This window comes from Aeribacillus sp. FSL M8-0235 (genome assembly GCF_038000355.1).
GTDB classification, from domain to species: domain Bacteria; phylum Bacillota; class Bacilli; order Bacillales; family Aeribacillaceae; genus Aeribacillus; species Aeribacillus composti.
In genome coordinates this window covers 2,701,956-2,724,848 of sequence record NZ_JBBOBW010000001.1, presented here as the reverse complement: position 1 = coordinate 2,724,848, position 22,893 = coordinate 2,701,956, and the positions used below count along the sequence as shown (strand labels likewise).

Annotated in this window: 32 protein-coding genes and 1 pseudogene; 30 read left to right on the top strand and 3 right to left on the bottom strand. The window is 40.1% G+C overall.

Annotated elements, in window-relative coordinates:
* Nucleotides 1–4: 4 nt before the first annotated feature.
* The 29 genes from NSQ71_RS13300 to NSQ71_RS13160 all read left to right on the top strand — a co-directional run bounded on the left by NSQ71_RS13300 (nucleotide 5) and on the right by NSQ71_RS13160 (nucleotide 21,087).
* On the top strand, nucleotides 5–1,348 hold the full coding sequence (locus NSQ71_RS13300) for a DUF1073 domain-containing protein (protein ID WP_340734054.1): 1,344 nt from the start codon (nucleotides 5–7) through the stop codon (nucleotides 1,346–1,348).
* Entirely contained in the window at nucleotides 1,341–2,114 is a 774-nt protein-coding gene (locus NSQ71_RS13295; protein ID WP_340734432.1) for a phage head morphogenesis protein, read from the top strand. Before NSQ71_RS13300 ends, NSQ71_RS13295 begins: the two co-directional genes overlap by 8 nt.
* 53 nt (nucleotides 2,115–2,167) lie before the next feature.
* Complete coding sequence (locus NSQ71_RS13290; RefSeq protein WP_340734053.1) at nucleotides 2,168–3,259, top strand: DUF2213 domain-containing protein; 1,092 nt, start codon at nucleotides 2,168–2,170, stop codon at nucleotides 3,257–3,259.
* Nucleotides 3,260–3,273: 14 nt separating this feature from the next.
* Complete coding sequence (locus tag NSQ71_RS13285) at nucleotides 3,274–3,747, top strand: structural cement protein Gp24 (protein ID WP_066249664.1); 474 nt, start codon at nucleotides 3,274–3,276, stop codon at nucleotides 3,745–3,747.
* A 13-nt stretch (nucleotides 3,748–3,760) separates the two neighbouring features.
* Nucleotides 3,761–4,654, top strand: a complete 894-nt coding sequence (locus NSQ71_RS13280) for a DUF2184 domain-containing protein (RefSeq protein WP_340734052.1) — start codon at nucleotides 3,761–3,763, stop codon at nucleotides 4,652–4,654.
* Entirely contained in the window at nucleotides 4,654–5,022 is a 369-nt protein-coding gene (locus NSQ71_RS13275) for a hypothetical protein (protein WP_340734051.1), read from the top strand. The genes NSQ71_RS13280 and NSQ71_RS13275 overlap by 1 nt, the downstream gene beginning before the upstream one ends.
* A gap of 11 nt (nucleotides 5,023–5,033) precedes the next feature.
* Nucleotides 5,034–5,378, top strand: coding sequence for a DUF4054 domain-containing protein (locus NSQ71_RS13270; protein ID WP_340734050.1), 345 nt, complete (start codon nucleotides 5,034–5,036; stop codon nucleotides 5,376–5,378).
* Nucleotides 5,379–5,999, top strand: coding sequence for a hypothetical protein (locus NSQ71_RS13265; RefSeq protein WP_340734049.1), 621 nt, complete (start codon nucleotides 5,379–5,381; stop codon nucleotides 5,997–5,999).
* Entirely contained in the window at nucleotides 5,983–6,351 is a 369-nt protein-coding gene (locus NSQ71_RS13260; protein WP_340734048.1) for a hypothetical protein, read from the top strand. Before NSQ71_RS13265 ends, NSQ71_RS13260 begins: the two co-directional genes overlap by 17 nt.
* A complete protein-coding gene (locus tag NSQ71_RS13255; RefSeq protein WP_340734046.1) occupies nucleotides 6,341–6,802 on the top strand; it encodes a phage neck terminator protein in 462 nt (153 codons plus the stop codon). Before NSQ71_RS13260 ends, NSQ71_RS13255 begins: the two co-directional genes overlap by 11 nt.
* Nucleotides 6,802–7,827, top strand: a complete 1,026-nt coding sequence (locus NSQ71_RS13250) for a DUF3383 family protein (RefSeq protein ID WP_340734045.1) — start codon at nucleotides 6,802–6,804, stop codon at nucleotides 7,825–7,827. Before NSQ71_RS13255 ends, NSQ71_RS13250 begins: the two co-directional genes overlap by 1 nt.
* A 67-nt stretch (nucleotides 7,828–7,894) precedes the next feature.
* The gene (locus NSQ71_RS13245; protein ID WP_340734044.1) at nucleotides 7,895–8,299 is read left to right on the top strand and encodes a phage structural protein; all 405 of its coding nucleotides are present in this window, start codon (nucleotides 7,895–7,897) and stop codon (nucleotides 8,297–8,299) included.
* A 21-nt stretch (nucleotides 8,300–8,320) separates the two neighbouring features.
* A complete protein-coding gene (locus NSQ71_RS13240) occupies nucleotides 8,321–8,623 on the top strand; it encodes a hypothetical protein (RefSeq protein ID WP_340734043.1) in 303 nt (100 codons plus the stop codon).
* Nucleotides 8,607–8,798 (top strand): hypothetical protein, encoded by a 192-nt coding sequence (locus NSQ71_RS13235; RefSeq protein ID WP_066249641.1) that lies wholly within the window; start codon nucleotides 8,607–8,609, stop codon nucleotides 8,796–8,798. Before NSQ71_RS13240 ends, NSQ71_RS13235 begins: the two co-directional genes overlap by 17 nt.
* A 7-nt stretch (nucleotides 8,799–8,805) precedes the next feature.
* Nucleotides 8,806–12,975 carry a phage tail tape measure protein gene (locus NSQ71_RS13230; protein WP_340734042.1) on the top strand — a complete coding sequence of 1,390 codons (4,170 nt, stop codon included), beginning with the start codon at nucleotides 8,806–8,808 and terminating at the stop codon, nucleotides 12,973–12,975.
* Nucleotides 12,975–13,538, top strand: a complete 564-nt coding sequence (locus NSQ71_RS13225) for a LysM peptidoglycan-binding domain-containing protein (RefSeq protein ID WP_340734041.1) — start codon at nucleotides 12,975–12,977, stop codon at nucleotides 13,536–13,538. The genes NSQ71_RS13230 and NSQ71_RS13225 overlap by 1 nt, the downstream gene beginning before the upstream one ends.
* Before the next feature lie 12 nt (nucleotides 13,539–13,550).
* A complete protein-coding gene (locus NSQ71_RS13220; protein ID WP_066249634.1) occupies nucleotides 13,551–13,937 on the top strand; it encodes a phage baseplate plug family protein in 387 nt (128 codons plus the stop codon).
* Entirely contained in the window at nucleotides 13,927–14,826 is a 900-nt protein-coding gene (locus tag NSQ71_RS13215) for a phage protein (RefSeq protein WP_340734040.1), read from the top strand. The genes NSQ71_RS13220 and NSQ71_RS13215 overlap by 11 nt, the downstream gene beginning before the upstream one ends.
* A gap of 8 nt (nucleotides 14,827–14,834) precedes the next feature.
* Nucleotides 14,835–15,176, top strand: coding sequence for a hypothetical protein (locus NSQ71_RS13210; RefSeq protein WP_340734039.1), 342 nt, complete (start codon nucleotides 14,835–14,837; stop codon nucleotides 15,174–15,176).
* Nucleotides 15,173–15,529, top strand: coding sequence for a DUF2634 domain-containing protein (locus tag NSQ71_RS13205; RefSeq protein ID WP_340734038.1), 357 nt, complete (start codon nucleotides 15,173–15,175; stop codon nucleotides 15,527–15,529). The genes NSQ71_RS13210 and NSQ71_RS13205 overlap by 4 nt, the downstream gene beginning before the upstream one ends.
* Nucleotides 15,522–16,688, top strand: a complete 1,167-nt coding sequence (locus tag NSQ71_RS13200) for a baseplate J/gp47 family protein (RefSeq protein ID WP_340734037.1) — start codon at nucleotides 15,522–15,524, stop codon at nucleotides 16,686–16,688. The genes NSQ71_RS13205 and NSQ71_RS13200 overlap by 8 nt, the downstream gene beginning before the upstream one ends.
* Nucleotides 16,685–17,488, top strand: a complete 804-nt coding sequence (locus tag NSQ71_RS13195) for a hypothetical protein (protein ID WP_340734036.1) — start codon at nucleotides 16,685–16,687, stop codon at nucleotides 17,486–17,488. The genes NSQ71_RS13200 and NSQ71_RS13195 overlap by 4 nt, the downstream gene beginning before the upstream one ends.
* Nucleotides 17,489–17,785: a hypothetical protein gene (locus tag NSQ71_RS13190; protein ID WP_340734035.1), complete on the top strand. Its 297-nt coding sequence runs from the start codon at nucleotides 17,489–17,491 to the stop codon at nucleotides 17,783–17,785.
* A gap of 14 nt (nucleotides 17,786–17,799) precedes the next feature.
* Nucleotides 17,800–18,276, top strand: a complete 477-nt coding sequence (locus NSQ71_RS13185; protein ID WP_340734034.1) for a signal transduction protein — start codon at nucleotides 17,800–17,802, stop codon at nucleotides 18,274–18,276.
* Between the two features lie 13 nt (nucleotides 18,277–18,289).
* Entirely contained in the window at nucleotides 18,290–18,676 is a 387-nt protein-coding gene (locus tag NSQ71_RS13180; protein WP_340734033.1) for an AAA family ATPase, read from the top strand.
* Nucleotides 18,676–19,761, top strand: a complete 1,086-nt coding sequence (locus tag NSQ71_RS13175; protein WP_340734032.1) for an SUMF1/EgtB/PvdO family nonheme iron enzyme — start codon at nucleotides 18,676–18,678, stop codon at nucleotides 19,759–19,761. The genes NSQ71_RS13180 and NSQ71_RS13175 overlap by 1 nt, the downstream gene beginning before the upstream one ends.
* 80 nt (nucleotides 19,762–19,841) lie before the next feature.
* A complete protein-coding gene (locus NSQ71_RS13170; RefSeq protein ID WP_340734031.1) occupies nucleotides 19,842–20,108 on the top strand; it encodes a hypothetical protein in 267 nt (88 codons plus the stop codon).
* 5 nt (nucleotides 20,109–20,113) lie between these two features.
* Nucleotides 20,114–20,368 (top strand): hypothetical protein, encoded by a 255-nt coding sequence (locus NSQ71_RS13165; protein ID WP_340734030.1) that lies wholly within the window; start codon nucleotides 20,114–20,116, stop codon nucleotides 20,366–20,368.
* Nucleotides 20,368–21,087 (top strand): N-acetylmuramoyl-L-alanine amidase, encoded by a 720-nt coding sequence (locus NSQ71_RS13160; RefSeq protein WP_340734029.1) that lies wholly within the window; start codon nucleotides 20,368–20,370, stop codon nucleotides 21,085–21,087. Before NSQ71_RS13165 ends, NSQ71_RS13160 begins: the two co-directional genes overlap by 1 nt.
* 29 nt (nucleotides 21,088–21,116) lie before the next feature.
* Here the strand turns inward: NSQ71_RS13160 and NSQ71_RS13155 are convergent, their stop codons facing one another.
* The 3 genes from NSQ71_RS13155 to NSQ71_RS13145 are packed head-to-tail and all read right to left on the bottom strand — an operon-like array spanning nucleotide 21,117 to nucleotide 22,297.
* The gene (locus tag NSQ71_RS13155; RefSeq protein ID WP_340734028.1) at nucleotides 21,117–21,356 is read right to left on the bottom strand and encodes a hypothetical protein; all 240 of its coding nucleotides are present in this window, start codon (nucleotides 21,354–21,356) and stop codon (nucleotides 21,117–21,119) included.
* A complete protein-coding gene (locus NSQ71_RS13150; RefSeq protein WP_340734027.1) occupies nucleotides 21,357–21,773 on the bottom strand; it encodes a helix-turn-helix domain-containing protein in 417 nt (138 codons plus the stop codon).
* The gene (locus tag NSQ71_RS13145) at nucleotides 21,773–22,297 is read right to left on the bottom strand and encodes a hypothetical protein (protein ID WP_340734026.1); all 525 of its coding nucleotides are present in this window, start codon (nucleotides 22,295–22,297) and stop codon (nucleotides 21,773–21,775) included. The genes NSQ71_RS13150 and NSQ71_RS13145 overlap by 1 nt, the downstream gene beginning before the upstream one ends.
* 221 nt (nucleotides 22,298–22,518) lie before the next feature.
* On the opposite strand from NSQ71_RS13145, the pseudogene radC reads away from it, so the two are divergent.
* Nucleotides 22,519–22,818: pseudogene (radC, locus tag NSQ71_RS13140) on the top strand (RadC family protein); the annotation flags it as partial.
* Nucleotides 22,819–22,893: the final 75 nt, after the last annotated feature.

Sequence of the window (22,893 nt, the reverse complement as noted above, 5' to 3'; positions counted from 1 at the left end):
TAAAATGAAAAGCGTGGAAAAAGCAAAAGTACTACGAGCGGATTTTATGCAGGGGCATGGAAAAGGATATGGAAAAGATGCTTTGGTAAGACAACAACCTGGAGTAAGAAGAAGACTTACGAATCAAGAACTCACAGACCTTTATGCAACAAATGCCATCGTCCAAAATATCATCGACATTCCTGCGGAGGATATGACGCGAAACTGGTTCACTTTGAGAATGGAAGATGAAAAACTAAAGAATGATATCATGAGCAAACTCAGTGATTTAAAGGCAAAAGAAAAATTTAAAAAAGCCAGATCGTATGAAAGGCTTTATGGTGATGGATTTATTTCATTGGGTGTTACCCAATCGTCACCTTTTAAATTGTCAGATCCATTAGATGTACAGAAGTTAAAACGCGTCGATTATATCCATGCTTTTAGTGGGAAAAAGGTGAATGAATTCATCCTCAATGAGGACATGTTTAGCCCGAACTACGGACAAGTTGAGTTTTTTCAAGTAAACAGGAGATCGAGACTTGGTCAACAGATTGCAGGAGTAACTCAGGATAATGTCCATGCTTCACGCCTTATCCATGATCAAACTCGTAGGCTTGAAGATGAATACCGCGGTCAGCCGTTGCTTGAATCACTTTATGACATCATCACTGTTTTAGATACTTCCTTGTGGTCTGTTGGACAGATCCTATACGACTTTGCTTTTAAAGTTTATAAATCAGACAGTATCGTGGATATGGATGCTCAAGAAAAATACGAATTGGGAATGATTATGGATTACATGTTTCGCACCGAAGCTCTTGCTGTAATTGGCAAAGAAGAGGAACTGACCAAAGAAACAACCAACACAACAGGAATTAAAGATCTACTTGATTATGTTTGGGATTACCTTTCCGGAGCTGTCCGAATGCCAAAAACAGTCATAAAAGGGCAAGAAGCAGGGACCATCACTGGTGCTCAGTACGATGTGATGAACTATTATTCTCGTATTGTTGCCATGCAAGAAAATGAATTAAAACCCAATCTTGAACGACTTATTCGGTTACTTTTATGGTCGTCTGATGAATTAGGTGGTGTCATTGATCCTGATTCTCTTGAGTGGGAGATAAAATTCAATCCGTTGTGGCATGTCGATTCCAAAACAGATGCTGAGATTCGTAAGTTAATAGCTGAAACAGACCAAATTTATGTAACCAACGGAATTCTAACTGTTGACGAAGTAAGGGAAACTCGTTTCGGTCAGTTCGGTCTAACAAATGAACTTAAATTTAGCGGCGATGAAGCGGATTTAGAGAGAATGGCTAAAGAGGTTTATGAGGCATGGAAGGAACGTGGAAAAAATGGCTAGAAAGGCCCCTCCTACGCGTTTTCCCGATGCGGTGGCTGTTTCCTATTACCGAGAGATAAAACGCCTTGTAGACGAGCTAGGAAAGCTTACTTTGCGTGTGTTCGATGAACAGATTAAAGAGCAGATCAAATTGTATCAGCGGAACGACAGTGCCTTTTATAAAACAGATGGTCCACTTGATGTTATTCAGCAGGCTATCGATTTGATCAAAGCATTGTCTCTTGGAATATTTGCATCAAGTACCGTAAAAGAAATTGCTACTCGTTTCTTGAATTCGTTAAATCAATACAGCGAAAACATCGCTAGAAATCAAGGAAAGATCAAAGGTATTGATCCGACTCAATATGAACCATGGCTTGATGAATACATGAGATCATCCATAACGGAAAATGTGAGCTATATCAGCACAATTCGAGATGAGTTTTTCCCTAAAATCGAAGCTATCATCTATCAAGGTGTAAAAAACGGCCAAAGCATTAAAGAAATCCGAGATCAGCTGGTGAAACGTATTGGAATGACGCAAAATCGTGCCAAATTTATAGCGGTTGATCAGACTGGGTCCATTTTTGGACAAATGACAGCCAAGCGTCATCAAGAAATGGGAGTTAATAAATTTAAGTGGTCTACTTCTCATGATGAACGTGTAAGACCGGCACATAGAGCATTGGATGGAAAAGTATTTCCCTACAGTGATCCACCTGCAGAAGGGCTTCCTGGTACTCCGTTTAGATGCAGATGTGTGGCTATTCCGGTGTTTGATGATTAGCACTTCCATTACGGATAGTGCTTTTTATTATGCACGAGAGGAGGTGATAACGTGTGAAGCTCCAAAGGTATGATAAAACATTCATACAGGATTTTGACGAGACACAAGAGGGATACCTAACCGTCACAGCACCTATCACTCGTCCCGGTGTCTTTCCCTATATGAGAAGTGATGGAACGGTTCAGATGGAAGCAAAGTTGCCAGAGGAAATCTTTTCAGACAAAACGATTCAATCGGCACAAGCAAAGCCGGTTACTGATGACCATCCTAACGAACCTGTCACATTGCAAAATTTCAGCCAATATGCAAAAGGGATTACACATACGGATGCGAGAGTACAAGATTTAAAGCTAGTCGTCTCTTTTACTGTCACAGATGCCGGGCTTATTCAAAAGATTCGTGACGGGAAACGAGAGATTAGCATTGGTTTTATGGCTGACATCGTTGCAGAATCAGGCACTTATCAAGGGCAGCAATATGAATATGTTCAACGAAACATTGAAATCAATCATATTGCTATTGTTGATCAAGGGCGTGCTGGTCCTGAAGTTGCTATTCGTGGTGACTCTGATGCCTGGCAAATCGAAGATGAAGGAGGAATAAATATGGTGAAATACAAAATCGATGGCAAGGAATATGAAGTGGATTCAGCGGTTAAGTCATTTATTGAAGCTCAAGCAGCAAAATTAGACGCTGCTGAAACAAAATTAAAGGATTATGACGCATTGCAAGGCCGATATGACGCATTAGAAGCTCAACTTAAAGCGAAAGAACAAGAATTGGAGGAAGCCAAGAAAAATACCCTTTCTGCAGATGAATTAGACAAAAAAGTGAATGAACGTATTGAATTAATCACCAGCGCGAAACCATTGCTTGGTGATTCTTTTGATTTTACAGGAAAAACAGAACGTGAGATCAAAGAAGCCGTTATCCAAAAGGTGAAACCAGACTTTAAAGGTGATGGAAAGTCGGATGACTATATAAACGCATTCTTCGATGCAACAGTTGGTGTTGTAAGCGAAAGAGGATTTTCTTCTGATGGGGCCAACCAGCTTAAAAATTTCGGGGGAACAAGTCAACAATCAGCTGTTGAGGAAAAGAAAAAACAACGCATGAACATTAAAAACATGAACAAATCAAAATAAGGAGGTTTTGAAACATGCCTATTACTAGTTATGAACAGTACATGCCACAAGAATTAGGAAAAGGTAAAGTAGCTTCTTACCATGGCCACCGGGCAGATACCGGGGCGGCTGCTGAAGACATTGATTGGGGTGTAGCAGTCCAATTAAACGCCACTAATCCAAACAAGGTGGAAACATACGATGGAACAGGAAAATTTCAAGGGGTGGCCATTGCGAACCATTTTGCAGAAACTCGATTAGCGAACGTCTCTGATTCTGTAAATGGCAAATATTCAGCTGGTGACGCTGTTTCATATTTACGACGCGGCATCATCTTTGTAGAAGTCTTGGAAGATGTAGTGAAGGGTGATGAAGCGGTTATTGATAATGCTACAGGCAATTTCCGGCCAGCGGATACAACCGTTACAGAGAAATCAGGGGTGGTTGGAGTATTTAAAACTTCAGCTGCAGCCAACGGATTAGCACAATTAGAGATTAACTTACCATAAGGGGGAATTTTAGATGGATAAAGTAATGTTTCGAGCACTCGATCTTGAAGCGATCGATAACACACTATATGAACCGAAATATGAGGAATTAACTGCGCGGCAATGCTTTGATATTAAATCAGATATTCATCCAGGAGCAGAAACCTATGCTTATAACGTTCTGACTCGTTCTGGCGTAGCAAAAATCATGGGAAATGCAGCAGATGATTTGCCACTTGTAGACGCTGATATTCGTCGTGAGTTTGCTAGAATCTATACAATTGCCACAGGATTCACCTACACAGTTCAAGAGTTGCGGGCAGCACAGATGACAGGAACTACTGTTGATGCTACAAAAGCTGCGGTTGCTCGTAGAGCTGTAGCTGAAAAGGAAAATAAGCTTGCTTGGATTGGAGACCCTGATTACAACATTTTAGGTGCTGTGAATACTCCTGGTATTCAAATTGAAAATGTTGCTCAAGGAGCAAGCGGTAAAACAGAATGGGTAAATAAAACAAGCGCTGAAATCATTGAAGATATTCGGAAACTACGTAAAAAAGTAACGGTACTGCCAGGGCATTCAAATTCATCGAATCTTGTTTTATGCGTACCTGCAGAACAATACGAAGAGTTGAATCGACGTTTCAGCGATTTTGACGCACGATCTATATTGCAAGTCATTCAAGGATATCAATGGTTCTCTCAAATCCATCGTGTTCCTGATCTTAAAGGTGTTGGTACAGCTGGAACAGATTCATTCTTAGTAATGGATGCTTCTCCAGAAGTAGTTCAACTTGTCGTTCCGATGGACCTTACTCGTCTTGATGAAGAATGGAAATATCCGAAATGGACTGTTCCGGTAGAAGAACGCTGCGGAGGAATCATTGTTCGTTATCCCATGGCTATTGCGAGAGGAGATGGAATCTGATGCTAGTGCAAAATTTAGGTGAATTCGTTCGTCATATTGGTGTTCGATTAATTCCGGGAGTTAATAATCTTTCTTTATCGGAAGGGCAAAAGTTTAAAAAAGCACTGGAACATCCACTGAATAAATATTTAATCGATAAAGGCGAAATTGTCATTGCACAAGATGATGATTTCGCTTCTTTAGCGTCTTTAGATGCAAAAAAAGCGATCGAACTAGTCAATGACACCTTTGAGCTTGCCACTTTGCAAAAATTCCGTGAAGAAGAAGCTGCCAAGGGAAATCGAAAAACAGTTATCGAAGCTATCGATAAACAAATTGAATCAATCAAGAACCCTCCGGAAGATAAAATTGTAAAACCTGAAGAATAGGAGGGATAAAAATGGCTGTTACAACGCCTGAAAGAGTTAGATCAATCGCTAAACACCTATCGGCACTAACGGATGATGAGCTGCAAATTATCATTGATGACGCTTATCAAGAGGTTAAGTCATTAGGTATACAAGAAGAATACGAAGAACGGTTGAACCGGTATTTGGCTGCTCACCTTGGGTCGCTAAATATCCGACAAACACAATCAGAGTCAGTGGGACCAATGAGAAAAGATTATAGCACTCAATCTATTAATAATAATACTGGGTTGAGTGCTACTCCATATGGCCAAGAATATGAACGTTTGAAAAACAGACTTACAGCAAAATCGAGGATTAATTTGACGGTGATTTAAATGGTCAATGTGCATACAGATGATGAAGGATTGCAATGGCTTTATCGTGAATTAGCCGAACTCGATCGCTATTCCATCGAGATTGGCATTTTTGGTTCGGATGATTCTTTTTACGCAATGATCGCGAATGTACACGAGTTTGGGATACAAATTAAAGCGAAGAATAAATACCTTGCCATTCCAACCAAAGAAGCAGGAGACAGAAAACCTGCAGATATTCCCGGCCTATTCCAACCAAAAGGGAAAAATGTTCTTGCAGTTGCTGACAAAACAGCGGAGAACGGAATCAAAGTCATGTTCATCCTGAAAGAAAGTGTCAATATACCGGAACGTTCTTTTATCCGTTCAACGTTCGACGAAAAGAATGATGAATGGATGGACTATTTAGAAAGGCAAATCGAAAAACTTTGTGAGTTAGAAATAGACGCACAGACCGTTTTTAAGCGATTGGGGGCTAAGATAGTAGGAGATATCCAAGATAAGATTAGGGATATTCGAACGCCTCCTAATGCTCCACTAACGATTGAAAATAAAGGGTCTGATAATCCACTGATTGACACTGGTGGATTGCGAATGCACGTCACATGGAAGTTGGTGAGAGACGATGGGGAATATGTTTGATTTCTCTGATCTAATCGAAGAGTATAGCTTACCCATTCAAATTATTTTGCCCGCAAATCCAGATGATAAAGGCCATTATGACGAAAATACCGGTGAATGGGTTTCGCCAACAGCGGCTGAACCTATTAGTACTAATGCCGTTGTCATTCCATTTTCTTCGAATGAGATTTATCAAAGCGGTGGCCGTCTCTCATCAGCAGACAGACAGCTTATAACTACTATGGACATTCCAATTAAAAGTATAGTCGTTAGCGATGGTCATAAGTATTCGGTTGAACGAGAATTGCCGTATAAAGCATATGCAGGATTTAATCTGTATGAATTAAAGTGGGTGAGTGCATTTGACCAATGATTTTGATTACACCACCGTCACAAGCGCTTTGATTAAAGCAGTTAAAGACGGAACAGGATATCCCTTAATTGCTGGCAATAGTGCAGGAGAACCACCTCCTTATCCGTATTGCAGCTATACCATCACTTCTCCAAAGATTGGCATTGAAAGAGATTATGAAGGCGCCTTATTCGAATTGGTTGTGTCATTAACTTGGCATGGAACTAGTTCAGTAGGCGTTTTAAATTTGGCCAAAAAAACAGAGTCTTATCTAAAATCCTCACAAGGACGAAGTTTGTTGGAAAAACAAGGGATTGTTGTGGTAAGCACAATGAATTTTTCGCAACGTGACAATTTCATATCCATTGATTATGAACGTACAGCTGGTTTTGATGTTCAGCTTCGTGTTCGTGATACCTATGTAGATGATGTAGAGCCGATTGAAGAATTTAAAATAGGAGGTACAAACTAATGGCGATTCAAGACGTTCAAGTGACTATTGATGTTCAGAATCCAGCGCCTAAGATTGGTTTAGGACGCCCATTGATCTTAGCGGCATCAACTGAAACTGAATCAATTTATAAAGAATACAGTGAGTTGGATACGTTGAAACAAGATTTTCCCGAAAGTACAAGCGTATACAAAAAGGCTGCAGCTGTTTTCGCTCAAACTAATAGACCAGATATTGTAGCTGTAGCAACTTATAGCGCTTCAGGTGGAGGAGAGCCTGGAACCGGGTTAACAATCGTACAAGCATTAGAAAAATATTTTGATAGATCATGGCACTTTTTACTCTTGCCAGATGCAATTTCATCCGAAAGATTGGCAGTATCTAATGCTTTACAAGCACGGAAATTCAAGTTTTTAGTATTAAAAATTGAAGACAAAGCAGAGATAGATCAATACAAATTAAATTCTAGAACCATTCTCTATTATCATCCTGACAAACCAGATGAAGAAATTGATGCTGCTATTGTCGGTGATGCTGCATCACTAACAGTTGGATCAATCACATGGAAGTTCCGCAAGAATTTAAGCGGCGTTACACCAATTGATATTTCTGCTGGTGAGCTAAAATCATTACATTCTTCTGGAGCCAATGCTTACGTGTTGAAGGCGGGAACTCCTCAGACTTCTGAAGGATTAACAGCAAGCGGTTCATATATTGATTTCATTCACGGTCAAGATTGGGTGAAAGCTAATATTGAAAGCGGCTTGCAGCAAATGTTGAGCGATAATGATAAAGTTCCAAGCAATGACACAGGTATTGCAATGGCAGTTTCTGTCGTAACAACAGTTTTGTCTGTTGCTGCACAAAATGGGATTATTGATAAAGATGAAAATGGAAATGCCGAATTTACAGTCTTTTCAAAAACGATGAATGAGATTCCTGCAGAAGATAGGGAAAAACGTATTTATAGTGGGCTGAGCTTTGAATATTATCCAGAAGGAGCCTTCCACGAAATGAAGGTAAAAGGGACAGTTGTAAATTACTAAAATAATCAAACTGGCGGGCTTACAAGCTCGCTTTCTTATTTTGATTTTTGATTAAAAGGAGGAATCTATGATGGCAGACGGAGTTTATGACGCTTCGAAAGTAACTGTAACTGCAAAAAACATGAACGTAACGGGATTTAAAAAAGGGACGTTCGTCACCGCAAATAAGGACGATGATAATGTCACGGTGGAATCCAATGCTCAAGGAGAGACAACATGGACTGTTAATAACTCTAAATTGGGAACCATCACCATCACGCTAAATCAAACTTCACCATTTTGTAAATTCTTTAACAATCTAGCAAAATCTCGCGAATTGTTCCCGATTTGGGTGAATGATCCATCTACTCGTGAAAAACGCGGTGGCACAAAAGCAATGGTGACAAAACAAGCCGATGCTACTTTTTCTGATGGAGTGGAAGGACGTCAATACACGATCAAAGTTGGAGACTTTGATGTTATCAACTACTAATGAAATTAGGAGGAATGGAAAGTGAGCGAAAATAATAAACAAGTTCAAAAAGAAGAAGTAAAACAATCTAAATTTGGTAAACAAGAAAAACATACGGTAGCTGGTGTGGAATATACTTTTCAATTTCCGGGCGTAAAGGCAACGATTGAAATGCTTGATCGATGCCGAAATGGATTTAACAACGTTGTAGATTCTGCTTATTATGAAGAAATTATGGAACATGTCATTGTTGATCCGAAAGTGGATTGGGAATACTGGGAGACTCACGATGGATTACGTGAGGTGATGGCATTAGCCGACAACTTTCTTGGTAGACAATTGTAAGTTTGATCCACAGGAAGTTTATGATCGCAAATTACAAGAAGATATTGATTACTGGTTGCCGGTAATCGCAGGGATAGCCACACATGAGGAAGTAGGTCGTATGACGGCTGAACAACTTGGTGTGGCTATTAGTGCTGCAAAAATGAAGATAAAACTGTTTGGGAAAGGGGGTTGACGGATAGATGGCTAAATCACTTAGAAATACAACGATGAAGGTCAATATTGAAGTCAACTCCAAAGCCCTTGATGATGCAAATCGTAGGATTAATGCTTCTATCCACGAAACGGACAAGCTTGAAAGAAGTGCTAATCAAAGCGGTAAAGCCATCGAACAAGCTGGTAGAAAATATGCCAATGCTAGCAGTTCCATCAGAAAGAACGCTGATTCTTTAAAAGAAAATGCCGATCGTGCCAGAAGTGCCAGTCGTGAACATAGTAGCCTAGCTTCCAGTGCCAAAAGATCCGGAGATAGCTTCAGAGAACAAAAAAGAAGTGTTGATGATTCTAGTAAATCTTTAAAAGATTTCGCTTCTACGGCCGATTTAGCAAAAGGTGCGTTGGCAACAATTGGTGTCGGTGCATTTACTAAGCAAATGTATGATTTAGGTGCAGCGGCTATCAAAGTTGGCATGGAATTTGACAAGCAGATGAGTGCGGTACAGGCCGTTTCTGGTGCTACTTTGGAGCAATTTAGGGCAATGCGTGATCAGGCAATTGAACTTGGGGCAAGTACTACTAAATCTGCTTCTGAAGTAGCTGCTGGTCAATTGGAGCTTGCAAAGGCCGGATTTACAGTCAAACAAATTATGGCAGCTATGCCTGGTGTCATTTCAGCAAGTGAAGCTTCTGGAGAAAGTATGGCACGCACTGCCGAAGTTATGACTGCTGCATTGAATGGATTTGGGCTTAAAGCTAGCGCAGCGAGTCATGTAGCTGATGTCTTGGCACAGGCGGCAAATGATTCGGCTGCGGACATCAACGATTTGGGTTATGCGTTTAAATATGCTGCAGCCCCGGCTCACGCGTTAGGAATGAAACTTGAAGAAGTATCTGCTGCTATTGAAATAATGAGTGATGCAGGAATTAAAGGAGAGACTGCTGGAACGACTTTACGTGGCGGTCTCATTCAATTGTTAAAACCATCTGAAGAAACATCGAAAATGATGCAAAAGCTAGGAATCACGATAGAGGATTCGAAAGGAAACTTTGTCGGCTTGGCCAATCTGATTCAAAATATTTCTCAATCGCTGGAAGGACAGACCAGAGCTCAAAAATTAGCGAACCTTTCTGCGATGGTGGGCACTGAGGCTGCTTCAGGTTTCCTAACGCTGATGGAAGCTGGACCGGAAAAAATAAGGAAATATACTAAATCACTTCAAGAATCAGATGGTGCCTCCAAAAAAGCCGCAGATACAATGTCAGATAACCTGGCCGGATCTGTTGAACAGATGAAAGGTGCTTTTGAAAGCGCAGCAATTAGTGTATCGGACACATTAAAACCAGCTGTTAAAGAAGGCGTTGAAGTAATTACACATCTAGTTGAAGGGTTTAACAATTTAAGCCCTTCTGCAAAGTCTATGGTTGTATGGGGAAGCATAATTGTAGGCGGTATAATCCCCGTATCTTTTGCTTTGTATAATGTACACAAGGCAATTAAATCAGTCCGTGAAGTCATGAGCGGTGCTAAAGTATTCTTTAGTAATTACCGTACTGAAATGGCCAAGACAGGTAATGAAGCGCTAGTAATGGCTTCTAAGATTCAAAAAGCAAATGCAACTATTGCTGCCTCTCAATCTATTTCGTCTATTCAGCCAACTTCTAAGACTAAAAGCTATTCTGAGTTGATGAAAGAAGCTCAAAATAAAAAAATTAGATCAGCTGTAACAGATGAAGCAGCAACTAAAGGCGGTTTCTTTTCGAAAGTAGGAAATCGAGTAAAAGAGGGCATGCAGTTTAGTGGTAAGGCTACAAAGGCTGTTCCTATTGTAGGCACTGCACTTGCTGGATTATCTTTGATCGGCATGTCGAAGGATACTGTTGGTGAAAGTTTAGGTGGATTTGGTGGTTCTTTAGCTGGCGGGGCAGCAGGAGCTGCTATTGGATCGGCTATTCTTCCGGGTATTGGTACAGCTATAGGTGGTATGCTTGGCTCTATAGCCGGAACAAAATTTGGAATCGAGTTTGGTAAAACTATTCAAAAGAAATGGCCTAAAATTGTACAATCACTAAAAAAAGCCTTCGAAGATCCTTTGTCTGCTACCGTTAAGTTCGGAAAAGGCGTATCTGAATCAACTGCTAAAGCGTACAATAGCTACAAAAAATTATCAGACGGCGCTATTGTCATGCTTAACAAAATGAACTGGTCAGGAAAGGCCGTTTCTAAAGATACTGCTGATAGTTTAATTAAAACGTATGATCGAATGGCTGATACTATTAACAAAAACTTCAAAACAAAGTTTGAGAAAAGCGAAAAAACACTCTCTAACTTCTTAAAATCTAGCGGTTTCAGTCAAAAAGAACAGAACGCTATTTTAAATAGCATGAAGTCAAACCATCAAAAGCAACAGGATGAAGTGCGAAAGGCACAAGATAGAATACAAAAAATTTTAGAAAAGGCTTCTAAGGAAAAGCGTGCATTGAACGAAGATGAACAAAAAGAGATCAATAAACTGCAAAGCAAAATGAATACATTTGCTGTGAAATCACTATCAAAATCAGCAAAAGAACAGCAAACAATTTTAACAATGTTGCAAAATGAATCAAGTGAAATCAGTGCGAGACAAGCGGCTGATGTTGTGAAGCAGTCTAAAAAGGCTCGTGACGGTGCTGTCAAAGAGGCTGAGAAGAAATACAAAGAAGTTGTAGCAGCAGCTAACCAGGAATACCTTGAAAACAAGTCTATTACTGAAGAACAGTATAAGGCAATTATCAGTAAAGCAAAGGAAACTCGCGATGGCGCTGTCAAAGAAGCTGAAGATATGCATAAAAAGGTAGTTGAGCAAGCCAAGAAGCAAGCTAAGGAGCATGTTGATCAAGTTGATTGGGAGACAGGACAAGTTCTGTCAAAATGGGATACCTTCAAAATTGGCTTGGCTAAAGTAGTTAATGCTATTTCAAGTGGAATTAACAAAGTACTTGAATTTTTTGGATCAGAAAAAAGAATTCCGATGTGGAAACCAGCAGGATACAGTTCCGCATCAGCCAAATCCAAAGTTAAATCTTATGCTAAAGGTACGAATTTTCATCCAGGTGGACCAGCTGTAGTTGGTGAGGAAGGCGTAGAATTGGCTTACGTCCCGTACAAAGGAGCGACACTTGTCGGACAAAATGGCGCTGAGATTGTGGATCTCCCTCCGGGGACAAGGGTCCTGACACACGCTAAAACAAAGCAAATGCTATCTGGCGGATTGAAAGGCAGTATGCCCGGTTACGCAAGAGGAATTGGTGGATCCATTCAAGAAGCGGCTAGCACAGTTGTGAATAAAGTGAAAAACACTGCAAGCGGTGTTATACGTACAGCTGGTGAAATAACAGATGAAATTTTAGAGTTTATCACAAATCCTGCTTCAGCAGTTAAAAAGTTATTCAGTAAAAACACTTTGCAAATAGATATCGGCGGTATCGGTAAAAGTGCACTTAATTACTTAAAAACTAATGCAATTGACTACTTGAAAGAGAAAGTTGGAGATTTTGCAGGTATTGGGGCGGTATCAGGGGCCGGAGCTGCACAAGCAAGAAAATGGATTCTTGCAGCAATGGCTATTACCAATACACCAGCAAGCTATCTAAACGCTTTAATGACGATTGCTAAAAAAGAATCTGGCTTTAACCCAAAGGCAATAAATCTTTGGGATATCAACGCAAAACGGGGAACGCCGTCGAAAGGGCTGTTCCAAACAATCGACCCGACGTTCAATGCATACAAGTTACCTGGATTTAATGACATTTGGAACCCGGTACACAATGCCGTTGCTGCAATTCGTTACATGAATGCGCGGTACGGATCGATCGCGAATGTCCCTGGACTTCGTAATATGGCTCGTGGTAAGGGATATGTCGGATATAAAAACGGCGGTCGAAAAATGAACCATGATCAAGTAATTGTGGGAGAAGACGGACCGGAAATCGTTGATCTACCCTTTGGAAGCCAGATTCATAACAACAGAAAAACTCAAGAATTACTCAAACAAAAAAGAAACATCACGATCAATTTTAATCCTGTCATCAATATTAAAATTGAGGGTAATAGCAACGATACAAACGAATCTAAAATTCAACGTGCTGTTAATGATGCAATGGAAAAAGCGTTTAAGGATTTTATATCAATTATCGATTCGGGGGTGGCATATTAATGGGGAAATTAGCAGGATACACCATTGCAAATATGCAAGAGTCCTTTACCAACACTGTTAATGTCACCTCTTATCCGACAGAAAAGGGGCTGCCAATTACTGACTCAGTACAAAGGCAGCCCAAAACTTTTACTATAACTGGAAAGATACTAGGAAAGAACTATACAGAAGCAATGAAAGTTTACAATGCGTTAGAAAAAAAGCAAAACGCAGGAACAGTCGTCACTTATGTTGGTAGAACTACTGCCAAAAACGTAGTCATTATTAGCATGCAGCCAACATTTGATTCAACAATTGGGAATGGCATGAGTATATCAATTGAGTTGCAAGAGATTCGGATAGCAAAAAGTCCATATGTCAAAAAGAAAACAACAAAAAAGAAAAGCGGAAAGAAAAGTAAATCCAATACAAAAAAAACAACGAAAGTCTATCACAAGGTAAAAAAAGGAGACACATACTGGGGACTGTGGAAAAAATATGGAACTCCTATTGCGACATTAAGAAAGTGGAACAAGTACCCCGATCGTCGAATCCCCATTGGTGTAAAATTGCGGGTTAAATAAGAAGGTGATTAAATGGCTAAGCGGGATTATATCGATTTTGACAAGGAAGAGGTTCCGGTTATCTTTGATATTGATATTGGAGAAGAGCAATTCACCATGGGAATTAATTATAATCAGACGAATGATTTTTTTACGGTTGATTTATGGGACAGTGAGGGAAATGTTATTGTCCTTGGTGAAAAGATGGTGTTGAATCGCCCTCTTTTTGAGGATTTAATTGACGAACGCTTGCCCGGCCCTACACTCGTGCCGATGGATGAGGCAGGTAGAGAAGACCGTATCACCTATGAAAATTTTGGAGTTACTGTCTTTTTATATATTGATGATATACAAGACGAAGATGAACCTGACCCTAACGATTACAATTACAATTTAAATGGTGATGACAATGGCAACTAGTACACTTTTATACGGCAGAGTAATAAAAGTGACAATTGGAGTGTCGGGAGGGTATTTAAATTTTTCCAATGATGATCTCGAAATCCAATTTGAGATTAACTTTGATGATGATGAAAAACCAAATATCAATACAGTAAAAATTTATAATTTGACTAAAACTACCATAAGTCGAATTAAAAAAGGACAAAATATTTCGGTTACGGCCGGATATAAAGGTGACTATGGTGTTTTAAGTGCAGGAAAAATTACTTCCATTGTCACAAAATATAATGGTCCAGATAAAATCACGACTATTACTTTTAAAGAAGGTACAGACTATAGTGGAATAAAAGTGACTCCTGATGTGGCGGATCCTGCAAAAAAATATTATGTGAAGAAACGAATTAAAGGCAGAACTGTTAAAGTAGCAAAGTACCGAAAACAAACAATGCAAATCACTTTTAAGAATGGTACAACAGCCAAACAAATCATCACAAAATTAACAAAAATACTTGGAATCAAGCTGGCTGAACTTAGTTTACCGCGTAACAAGGTATATAAAAATGGCTATAAGGTTACCGGTCAAATTGAAAATAACCTTGTTGAAGTGGTCAAAGATTGCGGTGCTTCTATGTACTACCGCAGAGGTCAAATGGTCATTCGTTCGATTAAAAAAGGCAATGATGAACGCTTTACATTGAGTGAAGAGACAGGCCTTATAGAACCTCCTGAACCGTTTGAGGATGACGATCAAAAAGGATATACAGTTAGGTGCTTGCTTCAACACCGAATCACCACTGCTTCCATTATTCAGATAAAAAGTTCCACAGCTAACGGTACTTTCCGAGCTAAGAGTGGAAAGCACTATTATGACGGAACGGACTTTCTCAGCGAATTTGAGGTGATTTAATGAGCTACATGTCAAAGTTCTTTGAAAAGTATAAAAGAGAAACGTTATTGAGCATCCACACACTAGCGCCGGCAAAAGTTTTGAAATATGATTCGAATACTAAGAGAGCTGATTTACAGCCTCTTTTTCTTATGGCAGATACAAATGACAACGTTTATAAGCAATCACCAATCAACGATGCCCCTGTTTTGAAGCATTGCCAAGATGATATTAGGGTTGGGTGTTTAGTCTTTTACATGTGTGCTCAAAGATCACTGGCAGATTTAAACGGCACCAACTTCATTGATCCGGATTCGCATTCTCTTTTTAGCGAAAATGATGCAGTCGTAGTGGGGGTGTTTGATGGTTGAAAACTTTGGAACTTGTAAATGGTGACTTAGTTTTTAATGAGAGTGGAGAGTTAGAAATGGTTAGCGACGATGAGGAATTATTACAAAATCTAGAAATGATTTTAAAAATACAACTTGGAGAATTCCAGTTGGATGAAACAATAGGATTAGATCGGAGCAATATTTTAACTAAGCAATTTGATGAAGAACAGGCTCATTACGACATTGTAGAGGCCTTGATGCAAGAGGACCGAGTAGCAGAAGTAAGAGAAATCATTTTTACCCCAGACAATAGGAGAATAAGCGTAGATGTAACAGTCGTAAAAACTGATGGGTCTTCCGTTAGTTTAGAAGGAGTGACTGTAGATGCTTGATCGCAATGGATTTTCAAAAAAAACGTACAGTGATCTTATTGATGAGATGGAAGCAAAAGCAAAGGAATTGTTTGGAGAGGACGTAAACACCAAAGCTTATACACCACTCGGAATTATTCTTCGTATTTTTGCTTGGTTTCAAGCCATTCTTTGGGACAACGTTGAACGGGTATATAATAACTCATTTCCCGGAACTGCAGAAGGGGTGTCATTGTATCGATTGGGGAAATTAAAAGGAATGACACCTTTAAAAGCTGACTATGCTTACGGAAAAATACAGATTACTGGGGAACCCAACACAACTATAGAAGCGGGTTTTGTTGTTGGGACAAAAAATAATGTTTTATTTGAAACAACAGAAGATTGCACACTAGACGGCAACGGAGTTGGTTATGCTGAAATTTACGCGCAAGAATCCGGAGCAAAAGGAAACGTAGATGCTGGGGCCATAACTGAAATCATAGAATTAGATCCTAATGTTCATTCTGTTGTCAATCTTGAACCCACTACAGGTGGTAGAGATGCAGAAACAGACGCTGAATTTTATGAGAGATTTCAAAATTACCCTGAAAAATCCGGATCTTCTAATATAGAAAGTATTGAAGCCAAACTTCTGGAAGTGCCAGGAGTTCGAGATGCAATCGTCAATCAAAACACGTCTAGTGTCGAAAAAAACGGTTTCCCCCCACATTGCATTGCACCCTTTGTATTTGGCGGGAGCGACGAAGACGTGGCACAAGCGATATTTTCCGTTGCTCCTGGAGGCATTCAGGTATATGGAACAACTGTTGTACAGGTCACAGATTCCAAAGGAACTGTTCATGATATTGGGTTTACAAGACCAGAAACTATTCAAGTTTACGTGAGAGTTACTCTCACAAAAGGTGCTGAATTTCCATCGGATGGTATTAAGAATGTTAGAAATAAAATACTTAGTTATATTGGTGGCACTGATGAAAATGGTAACGAATATCCCGGTCTAGGGCTCAAACAAAATGTGGTTCATGCGAAAATTGTAGCCGCAGTATTAAATACTGTTGGTGTAGATGATGCCATCGTGGAATTAAGCACGGATGGCATTAATTATTTTCAATCTAATATCGTCGTCGATTCTAACCAAGTGGCAAAAACCACATATGACAAGGTTGTGGTCTCATGAGTTTTTTAACGGATATGCTTAGCAAACTTCCGGATATGTTTAAAAAAACGCCCGATAGCACAATTGGGAAGCTTTTTACGATTGTTTCGGACCAAATTGACGACTTACAAGAAACTCTCGACAAGATGGAATTATGGCGAGACATCGATGAAGCTGAGGGCGTTGTTCTTGATCGTATTGGGGTTGAGATCTTACAAGAACCTCGAGGCGGTATTTCCGATGAGGAATATCGTCTTAAGCTAAAAACTCGTATTATCGTAAACTACTTATCTGATGGCGATATTGAGACAATTATCAAGCTCCTAGAAGTTTATCTCGGTGACCATCTTGTGAGCGTTCAATCCGGATTTGAAGTGAAAGACGGTCCATTTGCATGGGCGCCGGCTACGCTATTTATAACAATTAAAGGTAAAGATGATCCGATTTCTATTCCGTTTGAACAACTGAACAAGGTTATTACCGGTGGCGTCGGAACTCATTGGGAATATATAAATGAACGCCTGCTGTCCATCACTTCGGGATACAATAAGATTTTATACCCGTTTGAATATTTTGCTGGATGGATGATATCTGCTGAAGAAAAGCAAACAAACGATAATGTAGATTCAGTGAATAGTTTTCAGTTCGGTCAGATCCAAAGCTCTACTATTCAAGATGTATACCCAATATGTGGTGTATATGAGCCGTATAACGATAATATCACTCATGCCAATGAGTACGATTTAAGCGAATTATATTTTTCGTTAACACAAGATGCATACCCAATATGCGGTACGTTTGTAGCTGGGGAGGTGGTCTAGTTGGCAATATCATCGAATGGACTTTTAAAATTTAAAAACGCTTTAGTAGGGTTGATTAGAGAGGGGCAGTACACCCTAGACGGAAAAGTCTATAGTACACCGATTTTTAAAACAGCCATAAGTGGTGATGACGTCAATATTTATCTATATCTTGACGATAAAGTCAGTGGAAATATCACGCAAGTTCAATTGATTGATAAAGATGGTGAAGTGTTTGATTCTCAACCAGAAAATATTACAAAGCCGTCCGTTAACGGATTGCTTGTGACGTTCAAATATACTCTTAAAAAAGTGTAGGAGGTGTTTAAACCGTGCCTTATGAAAAAATTCAATGGCAGGATCGAATAAAAGATTCAAACGGCAACATTATTCAAGAAGGCACACCTTTCAGTGCTGGGAATATGAACAACATCGTTGAGGGGATTGAGATTGGCCATTCAAGTGTTGGTCTTTTAGCCACATTTCTGGCGCAGCAGGTCAACTTAAACACAAAAGAACTTGAAAAGTACAAAAAACAGAGATTGCTACAAGGACAGGCAACGATTTCGGCATCTTCATCTAATGGTTATTTTCGAGATTTGGATCCTTTCGTTCAAGTTAGTTTAAATGGTTTTGCGCAAATTAATGCCCCTAACTATGATGTGATCGTTACTCCTATTAGCGGAGACACGGGGCTCATCGGGGATTTACAGGTTTATGACAAAACTCAAAATGGTTTTAAAGTCAAGATGACCGGCAGTGCAAGTTCGGTCACTTTTTTATGGACTTTAATCAATCCTGCAGTCTAAGGAGGAGATAAAAATGATTATCACTGAAATTAATCAAGGACCAAAAGCAACATATTCGTTGCAGGGGAAAGTGTTGACAATCGGAGGACAGGTATCTATCGATTTGCAGGAAAGACAGTCTGATGTACAAAAGGTTATCGATATTTGCCTAGACAATCAGCTGCAAACCATGCGTGAGGGCATCGGCGCTTGGTACGTCGCTACGATCATCATCCCTCCGAAACAACGCGAACTGGTTCCTAGCGGCGAGGTTGATGAAGCGGGAAACGATATCTATATCGAGCGTGATCGTGAACTCGACATTAATAAAGTTGAGCTTCGATTGTGGACTTTGCCTGCTGGATACGAAGAAACTGCCGAAACTGTAAAAGAACAAAATCCAGAAGAGGTGACTGAATAATGGCATTCGTATTATCTGTAAAAGACTCATATAGACAAGCGGTAGAATCGGCGACAGGCGGAAAAAACACCGTCATGTATGACGACAAGGGTAATCCGTCTATCATGGTATTTATTCCGCGTTTCAATATTTCAGACGTCATCCCCAGCGGGCCAAACGTTCCACATCCCGCATTCATCGTAAACGGCGTTGTCAAAGACGGGATTTGGGTTTCTAAATATCAAAATATCGTACACGACGGACGCGCATATTCTATTCCTTTTCAGGATCCGAGAGTTTATGTTACGTACGATCAGGCGAAGCAATATTGTGTAGCTAAAGGTCCAGGTTGGCATCTCATGACAAACGCCGAATGGGCGGCAATCGCTCTGTGGACGAAGAAAAATGGAACAATGCCTCGAGGCAACAACAACTACGGAAAAGACCATTCGGCAACTCATGAGCTGGGCAAAGTAACGTACACGTACAACGATGCTGGAACTATGAGAAATGGTCGTGTCGCAACAGGATCTGGTCCTGCTTCTTGGTCGCACGATGGAACGAATGAGGGTATCTTCGATCTCAACGGAAACGTATGGGAATGGGTCGACGGATTGAAACTCATAGATGGAAAGATTTATGTTCATCAGGACAACAATTTCAATACACCAGAAGGGCCGCGCGTAGTCGATCAGTGGGTGGATACAGGCGTTTACTTTGATAACACTACTGCCGGAAATGAAAATACAACTGGTTCAGATATTGGCGGAGATCCTGTTTTAGGGGCGGAAAGAACAAATCCGATGTACACGGGCGACGCAAGCTCCAACCCTAATTATGGATATAGCTTCACAACTTTCGAAACTTTAGCTGCCAAAAACGGTTTTACTGTTCCTGATCTACTAAAAACTCTTGCTATCGCGCCGATTGATGCGAACCACGGAGGGGATGGTATTTGGGTGCGTAACTACGGTGAGCGTGTTGCGCTACGCGGTGGCAACTGGGACATTGGCGCGGGTGCTGGTGTGTTTGCTCTGTTCCTGCGCAACGCTCGGTCGAACTCGTATCATGACATCGGCTTTCGCTCCGCGTACATCGCGCCGTAATCTGGAATCTGAGAAACTGTGAATCTGACAGGGTCCGCGATAGCGGGCCCTCACATTCAGAAGAACGGGGGTATCAAAAATTGGAACAGAAAGATTACGAACGGATAACCGCATTAGAGACCCAACTTGAAACGTTGACTAAAAGTGTAGAGAGAATCGAAACAAAACTAGATTTACTGACTTCTAGCTTCATAACGAGAAATGAAGCGGATATCAGATTCAAAAATGTTGAAAAGGAATTAATAGAGTTAAAAGATGATAAACGGGCAAATAGAGCTTTTTGGGTGAGCGTCAGTGCTTTGGCGGTCACTTTTGTTTTTTCGTTACTAAATTATTTGAGAGGATGAGATAAATGGAAGCAATTCTATCAATTGAATTCACTGCATATGTGGCATTAGCCGTTTTGCTGTACGCAATCCGTCAAGCAACCAATCTTTCGAATCGCTACATTCCGATTGTCGCAGTTTTACTAGGCGTTGCTTTCTCGATTTTTGAGAACAACGCTTTTTCTTTTGAAGTGATGGTTAACGGATTGCAATATGCCTTGTACGGCATCGGATCCGTCGCGTCAATCAAATATGCATTAGAGAAAGGGGAAGATAAATAATGACGTTGAAAATCGCATACTGTGCTGGACATGGGGTGAATACCCCGGGCAAACAGACCCCGGACGGGGAAAAAGAGTGGTCCTTCAACAACAAGGTTGCACGGGCTTTTGCAGATGAAATCCAAAAGTACGAAGGAGTTCAATTGCTCCGTACGGATGATCCGACTGGTAAAATTGACGTTCCTCTCAAGACAAGGACCGACAAAGCAAATGCATGGGGCGCTAATGTTTACATTTCGTTTCATCATAACGCGAACACTGGCAAATGGGGTGAATGGACTGGCGTTGAAACCCACGTTTATAAAACGAAACCAGCAGATTCGGTGCGGCTTGCAAAATTGGTGCAGCCTGCAATTGTTAAGGCCTATGGATTAAGAGATCGCGGGATTAAATATACTGACTTGCATATTACGCGGGAAACAAAATGCACGGCGATTTTAATTGAAGGCGGATTTATGGATTCCCGGATCGACATTAAGAAATTACGGGATGATAAGGTTTTAGAAAAGGCTGGATGGTTAATAGCTCAGGCGGTTGCGAAGTACGCTAAACTAAAACGGAAAGAAGAACCGAAGCCTACACTTAAACCTACCCCAAAAACAACATCGAAAGACAATTTATATCGTGTCCAAGTCGGGGCGTTTAATGATAAGAAAAACGCTGAACGGCTTGTGGCAGAGCTCAAGAAAAAAGGCTACCCGGCCTTTATCACGAAATAGCAAAAAAAGCACGGCCTTTCGGTCGTGCTTCATATTTCTCTATATTTTTGAAAATATTCTTTATGTCTTTTAATATATTGTTTTCTTCTGTTTTTAAAAACAGGTCTGACGAGTTTCCATATATCGTTTGAAATTTCGAAATATCCGTCTTTCGACAATGCTTCCACGTCTTCCAAGAAAGACCCTTCTGTCAAATAATGCTCCTCCATAATTCCATCTTTTTCAATCACAAAAACACCGTCTCTATTCTTGTATAATCTGATTTTCACTTATTCAACCCCCTCATAACTCTCCCTGAAGCGGTAAAACCACTCAGGGAAGGATAGGTATTCTTCTCCGTCCTCAATACTAGCACCCACAATGGCATCTTGGTATAGATCGTAAATTCGGTCAAACGGGGCACCATCAAGAAACTGCACAATTTCTTCTTCAATAACCGGGTTCAGCTCACTGTCAATATAATTTCGTATCCACTCCCAGTCTTTTTTGACTGGGATGCGGTCTTCATATTCTTCACTATACACTCTTTTCGCCTCCCTCAATGTAATGAGCCAAGTTGCACCGCTTTTTCTAATTTCTGATTTCCGGAATTTTTCCCGCCGGAGATCCCGACGAACGGAACCTTCCGGCAGGGAGAACATTTCTTCAACTTCAGCAGGTGTGACAACCTGATACAAAAACATCATCAAAACTCTCCTTTCAAGAATTTGATATCTGCTGTGACAAAAACGTCATTAACAGCGCGAGCAACACGAATATCAAAATTTTCAACTTCATTTTGCAACGCTTCAAAAATCGCTCTTTTAACATTTCTTTCACGTGTAACAGCTTTAAATTTGTCGATCCAAGCTGCGGCGTTTTCTTCGTTTTCGATGAAGTCTGTCGCAGCTTTTTTCAATTCTTCTACACCTTCTTGAGCGAATTTAAATTTTCTTTCACTCATATCCTCTTTGTTTTCATCTAATGATCTTTCGATCACTTCGAAAACTCCGTCAATGTTTTCAACAACAACTTTGCGAATATCTTCTGCCCATTTGATTTGCTTTTCGGAGCCCATCAATTGGATGGAGCCTGCTTGATCTGTAGCGATTCTTTTCGCTTCTTTCCAAGCTAATTTAAGAGCCATTGCAAAATATTCTTTTACTTTACCACCGAATTTTTTCACTCCTTCTTTAGCGATTTCCCAAGCACGTTTCATAATGTTTTTCATTTCTCCCAACTCCTTTTTATAACTTTTGATACGAATTCGTATCAACTTTCTGATTTTATTATATGATACGAATTCGTATCAGTCAACCTTTTTTAAAAAAATTTTTTGCATAAAAAAATCCCTCCTCCGATAGGAAGGGATTTTTTATTTTAACCATTTAATTTTTTCTTCCTATCATATATGTACTCAGTGGAAGTATTTTTTGTATTTATATAAATTATACAGGTTTATATTTAAACACAAAAAACCAAGTGCTGCATAAGCAAACGATTTTCATTGGCAGTTTAAATACATCAATTGTTCACCCAAGAGAAGTCTTCAAGGAGGCATTGAAATGTTCAGCTGCATCTTTTATTTGTATCCATAATCATCCATCAGGAGATCCCTCCCCAAGCAAAGAGGATATTGAAGTCACGAGGCGCTTGTCCGAATGCGGAAAGCTGATCGGGATTGAACTTTTAGATCATATCATAATCGGAGAGCGTAAATACGTCAGTTTAAAAGAAAAGGGATATTTATAACGTTTTTTTAAAAGGTTCTATGTCAATTGTTGGGGTGCACTGGATATGAAGTGCACCTCTTTTTATGATGTGTGA